Source organism: Nibrella viscosa, assembly GCF_039541875.1.
In the GTDB taxonomy this organism is placed as follows: Bacteria; Bacteroidota; Bacteroidia; order Cytophagales; family Spirosomataceae; genus Nibrella; species Nibrella viscosa.
In genome coordinates, this window is the sequence record NZ_BAABHB010000006.1 from 201,057 (window position 1) to 218,929 (window position 17,873).

The window sequence follows — 17,873 nt, forward strand, 5'->3', positions numbered from 1 at the left end:
CCCGCTGACTATCAATGGCCTTCAACAACAACTTTACCTAACCCACTGGCATTATGGCTCATCGATACGCGTTCCTTCAGCTACCTGAATGATGTACGCTTTACCGCCTTCCCGTTCAATCGCTTCGGCCACCGCTTCGGCTTGGTCGGGGGCGTAGGCAAACATGCAGCCACCCCCGCCTGAGCCGTTGATTTTGCCACCCAGCGCACCGGCTTTCAGAGAAGCATCGAGCATCCGGTCTATCTTGGGCGTCGAGATACGCTGAGCATCCCGGAGGTTTGCCTGATGTTCGTTCAGGAGTCGGCCGAGACGCGGGTGGTCGAGGTCGGGAGCCTGCAATAGCGTCAGGGCCTCGCGCAGGATGTCGCGGTTGGCGAGGGTTCCTTTCAATAGGGTATACTCGTCTTTGGTGAGCATATCCTTAAACTCGCCGACTTCTGTAATCTCGGAATGGTGCAACGAAAAGCCGGGGTTAACGCTGTTAACTTTGGCTAAAATACTACCCATGCCGTAGCGAACCCGGCTCAGAATACCGATGGTATCTTTAGGCTCCAGCGAATCGCCCAGCACAAAAGTGCCGAGTGCCGGCTTCAGCGCTGTAAGTTGAATGGCCGGATTTGATTCCAGGTAAATCACATGGCCGACGGCGGTGGCGTAGTGGTCCATCATACCGCCCGGCTCCCCAAACTCCAGCACCTCGGCTATGTTGGCCCACTCGGCCAATTGAGTGGGAGAAATCTCGCGGGGCGAATCGGCCAGCCGGCTTAGCACGTTTAGCCAGGTAACGATCAGCGCCGACGAACTTGATGTACCGGAGTTAATGGGAATAGTACCCTGAACCGTGGCTTCAATACCTTCCGAAAAGGTAAAGCCCTTACGTAGCAGGAGGTTTACCGAACTTTTGTAATAGTCCCGATCCTGCTGATACGGGAGTTGCCGGCCGTCCAGTGCAAACTGCTCAGCCGCACCAATGTCGGGCAAATGCAGATGCACAACCGGCTGCCGCATGCGCTTGGCCGAAATAGCTATACGGCAGGAAATGGCAGCCGCAATGACCGGCAAGCCTAAATAATCCAAATGTTCGCCAAACAGGCAAATTCGACCGGGCGTAGACGCTTTTAGCATAAATGCGTTTGAGGTTTAAGGTTCAAGGTTAACTGAGCCGAACCTCAAACCTCGAATCTTAAACATTCTTAGATTTACCAACTCGTTTTCTTGTGCCCAGCCATTGCGTAATACAAAATGTAGGCAAAAAGCGGGAGCAGCAGGGCATACGCAAACTTTGGACTGACGGCATCAGTCAGGTAGCCGTGCAGCAGCGGGAGCAGCGCTCCGCCGGTAATACCCATAATAAGCAGGGCCGAGCCGATCTTGGTAAAGCGTCCCAGGCGGTTCAGGGCCAGAGGCCAGACGGCCGGCCAGATGGGGGCATTCGCAAACCCGAGCAGGGCTACGCACAGGATCGAAGTAAAGCCAGAGGTGAGCAGAGCGGCAATGGTCAGCACAATACCCAGAATGGCCCCGAAACGCAGGGCCGTCTGCTGCGATACCACTTTAGGAATCAAAAAGATGCCTAAAATATACCCGGCCAGCATCCCGTAGAGCGTATAGGCGGTGAAATACTTCGCTTCCTCATTGCTGAACCCGATGGCCCGGCCGTAGTTGATGATGGTGTCACCAGCAATGACTTCCGCACCCACGTAGCAGAACAGCGCCAGCACCCCCAGCACCAGGCTAGGAAATTGCCAGACACTGCTGTGTTGGGTAGACACAGCCGCCGACGCATCATCATCCTGCTCCTCCGATACCTCGGGTAGGTTTGAAAATCGGATCAGCAAGGCCAGCACGGCCAGTACACCGGTCAGGATTAGGTAGGGCGTTACCACTTTTTCCAGGCTGGCCGATCCCGCAGCGGCATTGGCCCCGGTCAGAAGCAAGCCCCCGAAAATAAACTGGCTGAGGATACCGGCTAATTTGTTCGCTACGCCCATAACGCTAATCCGTTGGGCGGCACTTTCGCGGGGGCCGAGAATAGTGACATACGGATTGGAAGCCGTTTGCAGGATAGTGAGGCCAATACCAATCAGGAAGAGGCCGGCCAGAAATAACGGGTAGGAGAGGGCATTGGCCGCCGGCACGAACACCAGCGTACCCAGGGCCATTACCAGCAAGCCGAGCGACATCCCGTTTTTAAAGCCCGTAATTTTTAGGACTCTTGATGAGGGAATGGCCATTACCGTATAGGAAATAAAGAAGGCAAAGGCTACCAGGTTAGACTGAAACGTGCTAAGGTTAAATGCCTGCTTGAAAAAAGCAATCAGGACGCTGTTTACCCAGGTCACAAAGCCGAAAATAAAGAACAGAGCCCCAACAATCAGGAGGGGACCAATATAATTTTGCGTTTTAGCAGGTGTTTGCGTTGGTGTCATTACGGAAGTGTTAAGACTGATATACGAAACAGGTTAGGGGTTTGTCGGCAATATTGCTGTAAAAAAAAGAAAAAAATTCCTTCTTTCGGCACGGTTCTGTCTGAACAACTTGTTTTAAATGCCTTGAAGAATCGTTTTGGAACGAAACCCTTATACCAGTCGTTTTAAAGATGAAGCACAAGGTCTGTTTAACGTTTGTTGAAGGAAAGTTGAACAAAATAGCTGATACCACTGTTATGGTGGAAAATACACTCCCATAAGCGCCCTGACCACACGCTTTACGGTGCCTGAGTGTAGTACACAACCTTTGTACGGGCTGGGCAACGGTAACTGGTTTTATGAACGACATATGAGTAATCCGCGAGTTTCGGTGTTCAGGAAAGAACACTTTAATGCAGCGCATCGCCTGTACAATCCGACCTGGTCCGACGAAAAAAACGAACGGGTATTCGGCAAGTGCAGTAACCGGAATTATCACGGCCATAACTACGACCTTATTGTACAGGTAACCGGGGAAATTGACCCCGAAACGGGTTATGTTGTTGATATGAAGTACCTGAGCGATGTGGTGAAAGAGCAGATCATCGAACGATTTGATCACAAAAACCTTAATACGGACACTGTCGAGTTTCAGAATCTCAACCCCTCGGCAGAAAACATTGCTATTATTATCTACCAACTTTTACGTGAACACCTGGCTCCCTCGCTGGACCTGAAAATCAGATTGTATGAAACCGAACGGAACTTTGTTGAATTCCCTGCCAACTGACGATATCCATATCAACCATCCTGATTTTCGACAGGAGGTTCTTACGGTGGAGGAGGCCGAGGAGATGGGGGAGGCTCACGTAGCCACATCGCTGGATACGCCCCTGCGTGAGGATGCGTTTGACCTTGATGATAGCCTGAAAATTGAGCTTATCGAAGAACACTTCCGCGAAATTATGAACATTCTCGGCCTCGACCTGGCCGACGATAGTCTGAAAGGAACGCCAAAGCGGGTTGCCAAGATGTTTGTGAAGGAGGTATTCAGCGGTCTTAATCCGAAGAATAAGCCAAAGGCAACACTTTTTGAAAATAAGTACCAGTATAACCAGATGCTGGTGGAGAAAGACATTACTGTTCACTCGTATTGTGAGCATCACTTTGTGCCCATTATGGGGAAAGCCCACGTGGCGTATATCTCCAGCGGTAAAGTAATCGGCCTATCGAAGCTGAACCGGATTGTGCGGTATTTTGCCAAACGGCCACAGGTGCAGGAGCGCCTGACTATGCAGATTGCCGACGAATTAAAAAAGGTATTGCAAACTGAGGACGTGGCTGTGATTATCGACGCCAAACACCTCTGCGTATCTACTCGTGGGGTACACGATACCGATAGCTCGACGGTTACCTCGGCTTACTTTGGTAAGTTTCAGGAAGAGGCCACCCGGCAGGAACTACTGCGGTATATTGGTACCCTGAATGCAACAATTTAATTGAACAACGGTTTGTTTGGGCATATAATAAGGGTTGGAAGTTCCAGCCCTTTTTTGTTGAGCATCATTCAACCTACGTATCTGCATGGAGGGTAAAGCTATTTTTATTGTCGGGGCCAGTTCGGGTATCGGCCGGGCGCTGGCCGATTCGCTGCAACAGCAGGGTGCTACCTTGTTTACCGCCGGACGGACTGCCCCGGAAGGTATTCAGTCGACGCATATGTCCTGGGATGTGACCCAGCCGGTCGGCGACAGCCTGAACCAGTTACCTGATGCATTGCACGGACTGGTCTATTGTCCGGGCACCATCAACCTTAAGCCATTTCAGCGGCTAGACCGGGAGGCTTACCAGGCTGATCTGGATGTCAATGTCCTGGGAGCTGTAACGGCTATTCACGCGGCTTATCCGGCTCTAAAGAAGTCAAGAGCGGGCAGTATTGTGCTGTTCAGTACGGTGGCGGTCAAATTGGGCATGGGCCTGCACTCATCCGTGGCCGTATCCAAAGCGGCCGTGGAGGGGCTGACTAAATCTCTGGCCGCCGAGTTTGCCCCTTACCTGATCCGGGTCAACGCCATTGCTCCTTCCTTAACAGATACGCCTTTAGCCCAAAACCTACTGGCCGGCGATAAGCGCGATGCGGCCAACAAGCGCCATCCGCTCAACCGCGTCGGCACGCCCGACGACATAGCTGCCATGGCTGCCTTCCTGCTCTCCGACCAGGCCGGCTGGGTCACCGGACAGGTGATCGGGGTAGACGGGGGGATGGGTAGTCTGAAATAATGATGAATGATTAACGATGAATGATGAATGGGCTTACGCCAGCTTTACATTCATCATTCATCGTTAATCATTCATCATTCAAACAACCGGTCCTACCCGGTCAAGCAGGGCTTTGGTTTTGCGAATGCCTTCGTATTCGTCGAGTTTGCTGCCTTCGTATTCAATACCGACGATGCCTTTGAAGCCGAAGTCTTTAATCATTTTTAACATCCGGTTGTAGTCAATCTGGGTATCGTTGCCGGCTTCGTCGAAATCGTGGGTTTTGGCGCTGATGCCTTTGGCATAGGGCAGCATTTCCTGCACACCTTTGTAGCGGTCGTATTCTTCGGCGCAGCCGGTTGCGTTGCGGGTGATGCAGAAGTTACCGAGGTCGGGCAGGGTTCCACAGTTCTTTTTGTTTACCTGCTTCATCACGTTGGCCAGCCACTGCCCGTTGGAGGAGTATCCACCGTGGTTCTCCACAATGACATTGATGCCATATGGCTGGGCAAACTCCGATAAGCGCCCCAGGCCATCAATGGCGGCTTTGGAAACGTCTTCGGCCGTACCCTGACCATAGGCATTAACCCGAATGGTCTTACAACCCAGTGTTTTGGCGGCTTCAACCCATTTGTAATGGTTTTCAACGGCCTGCAGGCGTTTTTTCTCATCCGTATCGCCCAGGCCACCTTCGCCGTCGATCATGATCAGGTGGTTGCGAACGCCATTGTCTTTCGACCGCGTTAGTAGGTCTTTCAGGTACGTGGCATCTTTAGCTTTGTCCTTGAAGAACTGGTTGACGTATTCAACAATGTCAATGCCGAACTCTTTTTTGGCAATGGCCGGAAAATCGAGGTTATCGATCTTTTTGGCAAATAAGGCTTTATGCAACGACCATTCGGCCAGCGAAATCTCGAAGAACATCTTCTTTTTAGCCGTTTCAGCGAAAAGGGGGGTAGACAGGGACGCTAAACCGGCGGCTGCGCCGGCATGCATCAGAAACGAGCGACGATCCATCTCAACATGGGTTAGGGGTGAAAGAAAGCCGAAAATTACGCAAGGTTAGCCAACAAAAAAAGGCTGATCGTAGAGCAATCAGCCTTTCTGTTTTTGAATACAACCTGAATAAATATCGTCAACCGCAACTGGAGCAGCGATTAAGTCAACAAGTTGTAATGTTATAATTTTTCTCAAAATTAGTCAATACTATTTCCATAAATAATTGTTGGTGTCTGAATGTATACAGAAAAATTTACAGATTGGAAGAGGGCTGCTCCGGCATAGCCGGCTGGAAGGGTACAAAATGCTTCTGATTGACCGTCAAATTGTCGGCCGTCCAGTCGACATCCCGGATGAAGGGAAACTGCCGAACAGGGCAGTCGGCTACATGGCAATAGTGGCAACACTCTTTCAGGCAGGGGTCAGCATGGACAAAAATCTCGACCTCGCTGGGAAACCCACTTTTCAGAATGTTTTCAAACCGGTTTACCTCATCGTGCGCTTGTTTTAACGCCCAATAGTAAGGAAGCGTCAGGTGGCAGTCGATGTGGAGGTCGGAGCCATATTTCTGCACTCGCAGGTTGTGTACATCAATCCAGTTCTGCTTTTTGTTGGCGTTCAGGAGTTCTACTACGCGTACCAGCGTAGGGGTATGCGTTTCGTCCATGAGCCCGGCAACCGACTGACGCACCAACTGCCAGCCGTTGTAAATAATGAGCAGTGATAAGGTCAAAGCCAGGGCACTATCGATCCAGGTTTGTCCGGTCAGCCAGACTAGGCCCACACCGATCACGACCACAAGACTGCTCACACTATCGGTCAGCAAATGTCGGCCATCGGCGGTCAAGGCCAGCGAATGCGTCTGGTTTCCGGTACGTACGAGTCCCCAGCCCAGCAGCGCGTTCACGGCCGTGGCTACCACGATCAGGGCAATACCCCAGTCGAGATTGGTGATTGGGTTGGGTTCGAAAAAACTCAGGACCGCCTGGTAGATGATAAAAAAGCCGGCCATAACGATGAGGCCCCCCTCAAAGCCGGAGGAGAAAAATTCAATTTTGCCGTGGCCGTACGGGTGGTTGGTATCGCGGGGCTGACCGGATAAATAAATACTGTAAAAGGCAAAGCCACTGGCCACAACATTCACAATTGATTCCAGGGCATCTGTCAGAATAGCCGTTGATGAAGTCAGGTAATAAGCGGTTAGTTTGGTCAGCAACAGTACGATACTGACACCAAACGAAAGCGCCATCCACCGGTATTTGGTTTGTTGGGCAGTTGGCATTAGACGTATTCTAGTGTATTTTAAATGTAAAATTAACGGTTTGTATTCACTTTGTTTGTAATTTCGTCGGTATGAACGTAACCGATAATCCGTGGAAAACGCTCACGTCGGCTGTTGCATACGAAAACAACTGGCTGACGATCAAACACGAAGAGGTTATTACTCCTGCCGGAACACCGGGCATTTATGGGGTGGTAAGTTTTAAAAATAAAGCGGTTGGCGTAATACCTATCGATAGCGATGGAAATACGTACCTCGTTGGCCAGTACCGCTATCCTTTAGATGAATATTCCTGGGAAATTCCCGAAGGTGGATCGCCCGTAGGCACCGATGTGCTGGAGTCGGCCCGGCGGGAATTAAAGGAAGAAACGGGTTTGATTGCGGGGAAGTGGACGCAGATAGCCCGCATCCACACCTCTAATTCGGCCACTGACGAAGAGGGTTTTCTCTTCATTGCCGAAGATCTACAGGAGGGCGACCAGGCTCCCGAAGAAACTGAAGATTTACAGCTAAAAAAAGTGCCGCTTACGGAAGCCGTTCAGATGGTGCTGAATGGCCAGATAACTGATTCGTTAAGCGTTTGCGGGATACTGATGGTAGCCCGGCTGAAAAACATATAACCCCGATCTCAAAACTTATGCAACCTGTCCTGTATGGAGCCGTTACCGGCGTACTGCTGTGCTTAACGTTCGGAACGGTATTTTTTTCCTTACTCCAGAATAGTGTCGAAAACGGCTATCGGGCCGGCATCAAAATTACCCTTGGCGTTGTAGTTTGCGACGCTATTTTTGTAATCTGCGCCCTATTTGGCACCTCGTTTCTGCCGAAAATTAACAACTTTGAGCATTACGTAACGGTCGTTGGCGTCGTGTTCCTGATTGCAATGGGGCTGGCCAACCTGTTTAAGCAAACTCCGCAACTGGCGTATCCCAAGACCCGGTTCGGCAATTTCATGGTTTACTTCAGCACCGGTTTTCTGCTGAATGGTCTCAACCCCATCAACTTTGTCAGCTGGGTTACCCTGGCGGCTTACACGAAGAACTCACTGCACTACAACTTTGCCGAACAAACCAGCTTTATGGTAGCCAGTCTGTTCGGTATTCTGCTGGCCGAATCGTCACTGGCCATATTTGCTCACCGGCTAAAGCGTTTCTTTACGCCCCGTGTGGTCACCATTTTCAACCGGACCACCGGCATGGTTTTTCTGTTCGTTGCCGCCCAACTTGTTTACACACGCCTGTACCAGCCGCTGCTGAGCTGGGTTCATTGGTGAGAAGTTGTTTTGAGGCTTAAAGTTTGAGCGGGGCCGCCCGGCGGTTTGAAGTTAATACTCGCGTAGCAACGTCAAACCTCAAACCGCCGGGCGGCCCCGCTCAAACTTCAAACTAACTTCTGACTGCCTGTGCATCGATTCCCTGTTGCTGAAGAAAGGATTCCCAGTCGGCAATCAGGTTTTTCTTGAGAACACGTGGAAATTTGTGCTGGCCGCCGAGTTTGCCCTTTGCTTCCATCCATTTATAAAAAAAGCTGGAGGGCACTACGGTCACAAAAATGTCTTTGAGCGCGTGCCGGCGTTCTACTGCATAATCATCGTTAAGCTCTTTAAGTCGGGCGTCGATGCGGTCGCGCAGCTGTTCGGCATCGACGGCGCTGTCGGTACCGATATACCAATGGTGCGCAAACAGCGTTTCGTAGGAGATCCCCGCTACCGAAAACTCCCGAACATCGATACCCAGTTCTTCGGAGACTAGTTCAATCGCTTTGTTCATGTTATCTACCGACAAGTGTTCTCCGCACAGGCTGAGGAAATGCTTGGTGCGGCCGGTAATTACAATTTCGCTACGGGCTTTGGAGACAAACCGGATCGTATCGCCAATCAGGTAGCGCCAGGCACCGGAGCAGGTCGACAGCAGCAGGGCATATTCCTTCCCTTCTTCCACATCATCAATCATCAGCGTTTCAGGGGTCGGCACCATTTCACCGTCGGCCGTAAAGTTCCGGTCGTTGAAGGGAATAAACTCGTAGAACAGGCCGTTGTTGAGCACCAACTGCATGCCTTCGGCGTTGGGATGGGTCTGGTAGGCAATAAAGCCTTCGGAGGCCAGATAGGTTTCGATGTAGGTGATAGGCCGGCCCAGCAATTTCTGGAACCCTTTCTTGTATGGCTCAAAGGAGACGCCCCCGTGGCAGAATACCATCAGGTTCGGCCAGATATCATGAATGGTTTTTACTTTGTAGTGGGCGATGATTTTCTCCATCAGGAGCTGAATCCAGGCCGGAACTCCCACAATAAACCCGATGTCCCACTGGCTGGCCTGTTCGGTAATTTCGTCCAGCTTCAGGGCCCAGTCCCGTTCGCGGGCAATCTCTCTGCCGGGTTTATAAAACTGTTGAAACCAGAACGGAATCTGGCTGGCGGTGATGCCGCTCAGGTCCCCTTCAAAATGGTTACCCCGAAAACTCAGGTTGGTGCTGCCACCCAGCATCAGAAAACCTTTTTCATACAGTTGGGCGGGCAGATTCTGGTAGCGCGAGAGCGTCAGAATTTGCCGGATGCTGGTTCGCTGTATGGCTTTCGACATGGTTTTGGTTACCGGGATATACTTGGAGGCCGATTCGGACGTCCCTGAACTAAGCGCAAAGTACTTGACCCGGCCCGGCCAGGTGATGTCTTTCTCTCCGTTTAAGGTCCGGTGCCACCAGTCGTTAAACATTTTGTTGTAATCATGCACAGGCACCTTCTCTTGGAACTTCCGGTAAAATTCCTTGTCTTTCCCGAAGACAGCCAGGTGAATTATCTCCTCAAAAGCGTACTGCTTACCAAACTCGGTAGTGCGAGCTTTGGCCAGTAGTTTGACAAAGGCTTTCTGTTGTGCTTTCTGCGGGTTAACTTTCTTGAGCCGAACGGCATCCGTCAGCCGGATACTGCGTTTCAGCAAACTTCCCAGTAGTGCCATAAACGGTCAATTAGGGGGTTAGTTATAAATTCCAGTTGCTCATCTCCTGCATTGCCTTGTAGGCGGTCATGTCGTACTGACACGGCACCACCGACGTATAATTCTGTGACAAGGCATACTCATCCGTATCTTCGCCTGGATCATTGTTTACAAATTCACCGGCGAGCCAGAAATACCGGCGGCCGTGCGGGTCACGTCGTTCGTCAAAAATTTCCTGCCATTTGGCGTGGGCCTGCCGGCAAACACGGATGCCCCGCAGGGGAGAACTCCCGCGGCTCGGAAAATTCACGTTTAAAGCTACTCCCCTGGAAAGGCCGCGTTCGAGTACGTTGCGGGTAATGCTCAGAATATGGTCGTGCGTATGCGAGAAATCCGGCTGCCGGCTGAAATCGTTCAGTGAAAAGCCGACGGCCGGAATGCCTTCAATGGCCGCTTCAATGGCCGCCGACATGGTGCCCGAATACAGCACACTAATGGCTGTATTGCTACCGTGGTTGATACCACTCACCACCAGATCCGGTGCCCGGTCTTTCAGCACGTGGTGTTTGGCCAGCTTCACACAGTCGGCCGGGGTACCGGAGCATTCGTAGGCCGGCACATCCGGAAAAATATCGGTGGGGTACAGCCGCAACGGATACGAGATGGTAATAGCATGCCCCATACCTGATTGCGGACTATTGGGAGCCACAACAACCACATGGCCAAGTTCTTTCATCAATTCAATTAACGTCCGAATACCGTGCGACGTTATACCGTCGTCGTTAGTTACTAATATAAGGGGCTTATGTTCGGGCATGTGCTGGTTGTTTAGTTACTTTGCCGGGACGACAAAATTACAAAATCACCCCCGAAAATGAAGGTAAAACTTCGCATTGCCTCCGTAGCCGATATTCCGGCCATCATCCATATGCAGGAACAAACGTGGGAGCCAACCTACCGAGCAATCTTATCAAAGGAGCAAATTGAGTACATGTTTGACCGGATGTACTCGGCCTCCTCACTCACCGACCAGATGACAACGCAATGCCATACGTTTCTGCTGGCCGAAGAGGAGGGAATCCTGCTTGGCTTTGCATCTTTTAACCTGATCGATGCCGACGCGCAGGTGTACAAGCTGCAAAAGATCTATGTGCTGCCGGGTACGCAGGGAAAAGGCATTGGCCGGTTGTTGATGGATGGAGTAGAGAACTATTGCCGGGAGCGGGGCGGCCGTACGTTATGGCTGAATGTAAACCGGTACAACACCGCCCGGACATTCTACGAAAAACGGGGCTTCCGCATTCTCCGCGAAGAAGACATTCCGGTAGGGCCGTACTGGATGAATGATTACCTGATGGAGAAGGAGTTGGTTGTTAGTCGATAGGCGTTAGTGGCTGACGTATCACTAGCTGATAGCGCTAACGACTATCGACTAACCTCTGCTGCCTCACTCCGCTTCCGGCTCACATAGCCCAGAAAAGGCGTGTAATGACTGGTTGGCTTCTGGTAATAGCCGGTGCCGTCGTAAACGCGTTTGTCGGCAGCGTGCAGGCATTCGTCGGTACAGGTACCTTCGTATTGCCACCCGCAGGCTTCGCAAAGGGGTATATGGTTATTGCAGCCGGCACTGGCGCAGTTGACCATCCGGTCGCTGGGTGTACCGCAGCGGTAGCAGGTAGAAATTACTTTTGGGTTTACCTTATTAATATCTACCGTCAGGCGGTTATCAAATACATAGCATTTGCCGTCGAAATCTTCACCACCGGCTTCCAGCCCGTATTTAATAATTCCGCCGTGGAGCTGGTACACGTTTTCGAAGCCCTGCTCCAGCAGGTAGGCGCTGGCTTTTTCGCATTTGATACCGCCGGTGCAATAGGTTATGATCTTCTTATCTTTCAGGTGCGCAATTTCGGGCATGTGCTCCGGCAGTTCGCGCAGGTTTTCCATATCGAACGTAATAGCCCCTTTGAACTTGCCCACAGTATGCTCATAGTTGGAACGCATATCGATCAGCACCACATCATCCTGATCTTTCAGTTTTTTAAACTCTTCCGGCTCCAGGTGAATGCCGGTGCGCTTCAGGGGGTCGACGGGCAGGTCGGAGTTGACAATTTCCTCCTTCAGCCGCACATGCAGTTTTTTAAAGGCATGGGTATCGTGCTCCTCTACCTTAAAGTCGATACCGGCAAACCGGGCGTCGGTCTTCAAGGTATCCATGTAACACTGGCAGTCATCGGTCAGGCCGGATACGGTGCCGTTGAGCCCTTCGGGAGCCACAATGACGCGGCCGAGCAGGTTCAGGTCGAGACAAAGCCGGTGGTGCTCGTCGCGGTACTGCTCCGGGTTATCAATAGGGGTGTAGATGTAGTATAAAAGAACGCGGTACGGTTTCATATCAGGTAGCTGCCTGTTTATCACCACAAATATACGAAAAGAGCGGCAGACGTCCTGAAAACACTGTTCCGGCCCTGCGGGTTTCATAAGAAACCAGGAGAAAAAGTAATAGCAAATATGTTAGGTAATCAGGGGTTCATTGCGGAGATTCGCCACCCCAAAAACCTAACTTGTCTGTATGCATATAGCAATTACCGGAAATATTGGAGCCGGCAAAACCACGCTGGCCTACCTGCTGGCCGAGCATTATGGCTGGGATGTTCTGTACGAAGCCGTAGAAGGCAACCCGTACCTGGCCGATTTTTACGGGGATATGGAGCGGTGGGCCTTCAACCTCCAGATCTATTTCCTGAACAGCCGCTTCGAGCAGGTCAAAACCATTCGAAACGCGGAGAAGAGCGTGGTGCAGGACCGGACCATCTACGAAGACGCTTACATTTTTGCCAAAAACCTCTACGAGAGCGGCAATATGTCGGAGCGGGACTACCAGACCTACACCAAACTTTTTGAGAGTATGTTAAGCCTGGTGCAGCCCCCCGACCTGATGATCTACCTCCGCGCCGACCTGCCCAAACTGATCAGCCAGATCCGGAAACGGGGCCGTAGTTTCGAGCAGTCGATCAGTGAAAGTTACCTCAGCAGCCTGAATCAGCTCTACGAAGAATTTGCCCGGACCTACACCGCCGGACCGCTGGTGGTGGTAGACGTGAACGAACTGGATTATGCAACCCGGCCGGCCGATTTCCGGCAGGTGGTGGAGCAGATCGATGCTAATTTTACGTCAAAAGTACTGTAAGTCTGATATACGGAGAAGGCCCTGCTAGTATAACTGGCAGGGCCTTCTCCGTTAATTAGTGACCACGGGGAGACTCGAACTCCCATGCCTTGCAGCACCACCCCCTCAAGATGGCGTGTCTACCAGTTTCACCACGTGGCCAATAGTAAATTCTGGGTGCAAAAGTAAAGGTTATGACCTAAAAAGACAAGGGAAAACACATGAAACTTTATTGAAAACAGGGGCTATACGGGTGTATTCTTTGGTATTTACAGGAAATCAGTACCTTATACAGATTCCGGTTGGCGAACCATTTTTGAACTTAGGGACGCTTAAAGGCTATATGCCAGACTATGCACAAATTTCCAGCAGAGCAATGAGGAAAAACTCCTGGTTTATTTGTAAATTCAACCTTTTAACGCATCAAAATTTAGAGTATGGCACTGGAATTAACGGGAAAATTAGTGAAGGTTCTGCCGGAAGTGACCGGGCAGGGAAAAAATGGCGCCTGGAACAAACAGGATTTTGTGATCGAAACCATTGACCAGTTCCCGAAAAAAGTATGTATGACCGCCTGGGGCGATAAAACCAATGACTTGCAACAATACAGCCCCGGTGATACCCTCAAAGTAACAGTGAACATTGAATCCCGCGAATACAACGACCGCTGGTATACCGACGTTAAAGCCTGGCGTATCGAACTGCTGGAAGGCGAAACCATTCGCCCCGACCAGCCTGCCCAGCCCAAAGTCGCTTCGCAGCCGGCCGGCACTCCCTTCGGCGTAACCTTTGACGAAGAAGGCAGCGATCTGCCTTTCTGATCAAAAGCAGCCTAAACAGCAGTGCCCCGTGAATTAAGCGGGGCACTGCTGTTTGTAGCTGTTAAGCCAGATATAAACAAAAAACCACAGCGCTTGCTGTGGCCGATTTTTTGGTGATCCGGCTGGGACTCGAACCCAGGACCCATACATTAAAAGTGTATTGCTCTACCGACTGAGCTACCAGATCGTATGGCATTAAGAATTAAGAGTTATGAATTATACGTCACCCTTAATTTTTAATTCTTAACTCATAATGCTTAACTTTTTTGGTGATCCGGCTGGGACTCGAACCCAGGACCCATACATTAAAAGTGTATTGCTCTACCGGCTGAGCTACCAGATCTACTATCTTTGGCGTTTGATTGGGCTTCACATGAAGCTTTCCCGAATCGCGATGCAAAAGTACCTGTTTTTCCATTTTAATGCAAGCCACATTTCTTAAAATAAGCCTATTTTTTTGCTTCTTGCTGAGTTTCCGGGCCTTAGCTCAACCTCGTTCTTTACAGGTGGCCGACTCTCTGTTTGCGGCCGGCATGCATGAAGAGGCCGCGCTGTTATACGAACAGGCCCTAGCCGACGGTAATCCCGCCACCGATGCCATGCTGCTAAAACTGGCGTATGCATATGAGCAGAAAGGGGATGTGCCGCGGCTACTCTATTACCTCCAGGTCTATTTTGACCGCCACCCGGATGAACAGGTGCTCCGCCGGATGAGCGATATTGCCCGCATTAATGGACTGACCGGCTACGAAACCGACGACCTCAATTACTTCTACCTGTTCTACAAACAATATGGTCTTTATCTGCAACTGCTGATGTTGTTGCTGGGCTTATACGTTTTTCTGGTACTGATTACCAAAATGTTTAAAAAAGAAACGATCATGCAACGTCATAAATGGGTAGTGTTGTTCTATCTGATCGGCTTACTGCTGTTCGTTAATCTACCCGAGGGGTATCAATCGGGCGTTACCAGCCACGACCGGGTTTTCCTGCGTAATGAGCCCTCCGGAGCTGCTCCGGTGGCCGACGTAATTGGCCGGGGTCATAAAGTAAACATCCTGGGTAGTAAAGACATATGGCTGAGGATATTCTGGAATAACCAGCTGTACTACATCCGGAAGGACAATATCTGGGTCATATAGGTATGGCTGGAGAATTTTTTATGTGGATCGCAGCATACACCGCAAATTGACACAAAACTAGTATACTTGTGCCTTTAACATCAGACTATCCCAATTCTACTGTGTATGACTCGTAAATCCTTATTGGTAATGGTTCCGGCTTTGCTGGCGTTAACCCTACCGTTTAGTTCCTGCGAAAACGATAAAGACCCGGATAAATTCAACACCTTAAACTTTGAGGCTCCGCTCAGTGCCCGGAATATGATTCCGGCTTCCTCAAGCTCTGCTACCGGTAGTTTTACGGGTAAATACAATAAAGCTACCCGCGTGTTGAGCTACACCGTAACCACTCAGGGTGTAACACCTACGTATATCAGAATTTATCGGGGAGCGCCGGGTACCATCGGACCTCAGGAGTTTGTCTTATCCAACTCCGGAAACCTGACCCTGACGCCGGCGCAGGAAAATGACCTGATTTTCCGCAATTATTACGTGCAGGTTGGCTCAGCCAACAACCCGGCCGGCGAAATTCGCGGCAATATCATGCAGAACCGGGCTAATCCTATCGAATAAAGGCCTTGCTTTTCCGCTAACGACAGATCCCACTGTACTGGTTTTGTCGTTAGCGGAGCAAATTAACTCCTCCCTTATACACCCGCCGGGTATAGTGTATGCTGTAATAATATACGCCCGCCGGAAAATTCTGACCATACCACCGGAATTGCCGGTCAGTTGAATAAAAGACGCGTTTGCCCCAGCGGTTGACGATTTCGACCGAGCGGAATTGCTCGGTGCAGTTGTCCATCGGTAAGTCCGGTACCGCAAAATAATCGTTGGCCCCGTCGTCGTTGGGCGTAAATACGTTCGGAATGGTGATGTCATAATTAACCGGCAGGTCTTTCAGCGTAAACCGCACCGTGGTGGTATCCTTATTTTTGGGCTGGCAAGTGCGATCGTCGGCTACAAAGTCCAGCGTAAAAGTGGCTTCTTCTTTCCCTTGTAGCAGGGTGCAGGTGGGATCCCATCGAAAGGTAGACTGTAGTGTCGGCAAACCGGTTTTGTTAACGAAGTTCATACCGACAGCCTGCCAGTCGAAACCGCGGCCCTGGGCCAGCAACCGCAATGTGTCCCGGTCGGGATCGTTTGCCAGCACATCAAATATTATCGATCCTTCGGGTGAGCCTGCCGGCGTTACGGTCAGTTCGATAACGGGTTGCCCCAGTGTGGTAACTACCGTGGGTGGGCGGCCAGGTGTGCCCAGTGCCGTTAACTGAACGCTCACGGTGTCGCGGAGCGCCCGGTTACAGCGGGTATCGGTGACGATGAAATCGACGGTATAGTTGCCGGTTTGCGCACACTGGGGACGCCACTGAAACACCTGGGATACATTGCCGACGCCAGAAACCGGCGCAAATACCATTCCGGCCTGGGCCAGCGAAAAGCCCCTTCCAACGGCCTGTAGCGTAATTGGGTCATTGTCAGGGTCGGTGCCAAAGACGGTGAACGTCAGCGAGGAGCCTACCGTTACCTGGCCTCGGTTGTTTGGTAAATCGGTACGAGAGATGGGTTTTCGGTTATTGTCCGGCACTATGTTCAGACGGACAACCAGCGTATCACTCAAGCCCTGCGGACATCCTTCGTCGGTTGCCAGAATAACCAGCGTAACGGGTGAGCCATCGCCGGGGCCAACGCACCGGCCAAAGCAGAAATCGGCCCGGAGGGTGTCGCGGGTAGTGCGGGTAATCAGTTCGGTCGGGTTTATGACCAAACCCGGCAGGGAACCACTCAGGTTATAAAGCTGAATGCGCTGGTTGGGGTTGGGGTCTGTAATCAATAAACTCAGGCAGTTTGTTTCCTGCTCCGAAATGGTTAGGATCGTGCCTGCTTTGTAAAAGTCTTGCTGACCGTTGGGCCGCAGTAGGATTTTGGGCGGGTCGTTGAGCTGGCATTCAATTACCCGCAACTGAAAATCCCGGCGAACCAGACCTATCCGTTGCCGGGCCGCGCCGGGTGCCGGGCGTCTGTATTCTTCGACCTGTACCGAGAACACGAACAGGCCGGTGCGGTTGGCGGTGACCGTCAGCAATCCGGTTTGGGGATTGACCCGCAGCGGTGCCGGTCCGGGAATGACGTTTTGAAGGCTGGTGCCGCTGGTCCAGTTTACGGTTGGGTACGGCCCCGGATTGGATACCTGTGGATTCGGTTGATTCTGGTTGCTAAAGCCATTATAGGGTGTAACCAGGCTGTAAACCAGGCTGTCGCCGTCCGGGTCTTTGGCGCTGAAATCGAAGGTGAACGGCCGACCCAGGCAAATGTAGTCACCTTTGGCGGTGCCAAAAACAGGGGAGGAGTTCACAACAGCCGTCGGGCCGTTCCAGGGAGCCGGAAACTCCAGGTAAAAGGCCGAACCGGCACCGCCGGGATTTAAAATGTTGCTGATGGTATTGTTGCGGCAACAGCGTTCCCAAACCAGATAATAACCGCCGGGATCGTTGAACGTTTGCGAAAACGTCAGATCCCGGGTATACCGGATGAGTCGCGTACGCAAAATGCTGATGGCACAGGCGGGTACCGAGTAGTTGACCAACTGGTTGCTGACCCTAATCAGTTCGACACCGCCCATCAGCGCGTTATCCCGCTTTCGGTAAACATACACGTTGATGGTGATGTCTTCAGCTCCCGGATTGCCGTTGATATCATCAAAGTACAGGTTCAGGTTTATCCGATGGCTGTAGGCGCTGCCGGCTGGCTGCTTTTGTAACTCCAGTTCTCCGCCAACAATATGCGTTGCCCACACACGGGACGAAATGCAAGCTAGTATGCAGATTATCAGATATTTACCAAAAAAAGGAAGGTAGGCGTGTTTCATTGGCACGGG

18 protein-coding genes and 3 tRNA genes are annotated in these 17,873 nt (G+C 51.3%); 10 read left to right on the forward strand and 11 right to left on the reverse strand.

Features of this window, described 5'->3' with window-relative positions; all coding sequences use genetic code 11:
• Positions 1 to 51: 51 nt before the first annotated feature.
• The gene (locus ABD931_RS16590) at positions 52 to 1,125 is read right to left on the reverse strand and encodes a GHMP family kinase ATP-binding protein (RefSeq protein WP_345268944.1); all 1,074 of its coding nucleotides are present in this window, start codon (positions 1,123 to 1,125) and stop codon (positions 52 to 54) included.
• Between the two features lie 74 nt (positions 1,126 to 1,199).
• A complete protein-coding gene (locus ABD931_RS16595; protein WP_345268945.1) occupies positions 1,200 to 2,429 on the reverse strand; it encodes a sugar MFS transporter in 1,230 nt (409 codons plus the stop codon).
• A gap of 349 nt (positions 2,430 to 2,778) precedes the next feature.
• On the opposite strand from ABD931_RS16595, the gene ABD931_RS16600 reads away from it, so the two are divergent.
• The 3 genes from ABD931_RS16600 to ABD931_RS16610 all read left to right on the forward strand — a co-directional run bounded on the left by ABD931_RS16600 (position 2,779) and on the right by ABD931_RS16610 (position 4,688).
• Positions 2,779 to 3,198 carry a 6-pyruvoyl trahydropterin synthase family protein gene (locus ABD931_RS16600; RefSeq protein WP_345268946.1) on the forward strand — a complete coding sequence of 140 codons (420 nt, stop codon included), beginning with the start codon at positions 2,779 to 2,781 and terminating at the stop codon, positions 3,196 to 3,198.
• A complete protein-coding gene (folE, locus tag ABD931_RS16605) occupies positions 3,179 to 3,907 on the forward strand; it encodes a GTP cyclohydrolase I FolE (RefSeq protein WP_370469327.1) in 729 nt (242 codons plus the stop codon). Before ABD931_RS16600 ends, folE begins: the two co-directional genes overlap by 20 nt.
• Positions 3,908 to 3,992: 85 nt before the next feature.
• Positions 3,993 to 4,688, forward strand: a complete 696-nt coding sequence (locus ABD931_RS16610; protein ID WP_345268949.1) for an SDR family NAD(P)-dependent oxidoreductase — start codon at positions 3,993 to 3,995, stop codon at positions 4,686 to 4,688.
• A gap of 78 nt (positions 4,689 to 4,766) precedes the next feature.
• Here ABD931_RS16610 and ABD931_RS16615 read toward each other — a convergent pair whose 3' ends face one another.
• On the reverse strand, positions 4,767 to 5,684 hold the full coding sequence (locus ABD931_RS16615) for a sugar phosphate isomerase/epimerase family protein (RefSeq protein ID WP_345268950.1): 918 nt from the start codon (positions 5,682 to 5,684) through the stop codon (positions 4,767 to 4,769).
• Between the two features lie 235 nt (positions 5,685 to 5,919).
• Positions 5,920 to 6,948 (reverse strand): cation diffusion facilitator family transporter, encoded by a 1,029-nt coding sequence (locus ABD931_RS16620; RefSeq protein WP_345268951.1) that lies wholly within the window; start codon positions 6,946 to 6,948, stop codon positions 5,920 to 5,922.
• 71 nt (positions 6,949 to 7,019) lie between these two features.
• Between ABD931_RS16620 and ABD931_RS16625 the strand changes: the two genes are divergently transcribed.
• Positions 7,020 to 7,568, forward strand: coding sequence for an NUDIX domain-containing protein (locus ABD931_RS16625; protein WP_345268952.1), 549 nt, complete (start codon positions 7,020 to 7,022; stop codon positions 7,566 to 7,568).
• A gap of 17 nt (positions 7,569 to 7,585) precedes the next feature.
• Complete coding sequence (locus ABD931_RS16630) at positions 7,586 to 8,221, forward strand: LysE family translocator (protein WP_345268953.1); 636 nt, start codon at positions 7,586 to 7,588, stop codon at positions 8,219 to 8,221.
• A gap of 112 nt (positions 8,222 to 8,333) precedes the next feature.
• On the opposite strand, the gene ABD931_RS16635 is transcribed toward ABD931_RS16630, so the two are convergent.
• Together ABD931_RS16635 and surE are read right to left on the reverse strand one after the other, a co-directional pair.
• Positions 8,334 to 9,905 (reverse strand): GH3 family acyl-acid amido synthetase, encoded by a 1,572-nt coding sequence (locus ABD931_RS16635; RefSeq protein WP_345268955.1) that lies wholly within the window; start codon positions 9,903 to 9,905, stop codon positions 8,334 to 8,336.
• Between the two features lie 22 nt (positions 9,906 to 9,927).
• On the reverse strand, positions 9,928 to 10,701 hold the full coding sequence (gene surE, locus ABD931_RS16640; protein WP_345268956.1) for a 5'/3'-nucleotidase SurE: 774 nt from the start codon (positions 10,699 to 10,701) through the stop codon (positions 9,928 to 9,930).
• Between the two features lie 57 nt (positions 10,702 to 10,758).
• Here surE and ABD931_RS16645 point away from each other — a divergent pair, with 57 nt between their 5' ends.
• A complete protein-coding gene (locus tag ABD931_RS16645; RefSeq protein WP_345268957.1) occupies positions 10,759 to 11,268 on the forward strand; it encodes a GNAT family N-acetyltransferase in 510 nt (169 codons plus the stop codon).
• Positions 11,269 to 11,309: 41 nt separating this feature from the next.
• Here the strand turns inward: ABD931_RS16645 and trhO are convergent, their stop codons facing one another.
• A complete protein-coding gene (gene trhO, locus ABD931_RS16650) occupies positions 11,310 to 12,278 on the reverse strand; it encodes an oxygen-dependent tRNA uridine(34) hydroxylase TrhO (RefSeq protein ID WP_345268958.1) in 969 nt (322 codons plus the stop codon).
• Positions 12,279 to 12,456: 178 nt separating this feature from the next.
• Between trhO and ABD931_RS16655 the strand changes: the two genes are divergently transcribed.
• On the forward strand, positions 12,457 to 13,074 hold the full coding sequence (locus ABD931_RS16655; RefSeq protein ID WP_345268959.1) for a deoxynucleoside kinase: 618 nt from the start codon (positions 12,457 to 12,459) through the stop codon (positions 13,072 to 13,074).
• A 59-nt stretch (positions 13,075 to 13,133) separates the two neighbouring features.
• Here the strand turns inward: ABD931_RS16655 and ABD931_RS16660 are convergent.
• Positions 13,134 to 13,215 (reverse strand) — tRNA-Leu (locus ABD931_RS16660).
• Between the two features lie 275 nt (positions 13,216 to 13,490).
• Here ABD931_RS16660 and ABD931_RS16665 point away from each other — a divergent pair.
• Entirely contained in the window at positions 13,491 to 13,874 is a 384-nt protein-coding gene (locus ABD931_RS16665) for a DUF3127 domain-containing protein (RefSeq protein ID WP_345268960.1), read from the forward strand.
• 111 nt (positions 13,875 to 13,985) lie between these two features.
• Here ABD931_RS16665 and ABD931_RS16670 read toward each other — a convergent pair.
• Positions 13,986 to 14,061, reverse strand: a tRNA-Lys gene (locus ABD931_RS16670).
• 80 nt (positions 14,062 to 14,141) lie between these two features.
• Positions 14,142 to 14,217: transfer RNA gene (locus ABD931_RS16675), tRNA-Lys, on the reverse strand.
• 163 nt (positions 14,218 to 14,380) lie between these two features.
• Between ABD931_RS16675 and ABD931_RS16680 the strand changes: the two genes are divergently transcribed.
• Complete coding sequence (locus ABD931_RS16680) at positions 14,381 to 15,016, forward strand: SH3 domain-containing protein (protein ID WP_345268961.1); 636 nt, start codon at positions 14,381 to 14,383, stop codon at positions 15,014 to 15,016.
• Positions 15,017 to 15,121: 105 nt separating this feature from the next.
• Positions 15,122 to 15,568 (forward strand): CHRD domain-containing protein, encoded by a 447-nt coding sequence (locus ABD931_RS16685; RefSeq protein WP_345268962.1) that lies wholly within the window; start codon positions 15,122 to 15,124, stop codon positions 15,566 to 15,568.
• A gap of 49 nt (positions 15,569 to 15,617) precedes the next feature.
• Here the strand turns inward: ABD931_RS16685 and ABD931_RS16690 are convergent, their stop codons facing one another.
• A complete protein-coding gene (locus ABD931_RS16690) occupies positions 15,618 to 17,792 on the reverse strand; it encodes a T9SS type B sorting domain-containing protein (RefSeq protein WP_345268964.1) in 2,175 nt (724 codons plus the stop codon).
• Positions 17,793 to 17,873 lie beyond the last annotated feature (81 nt).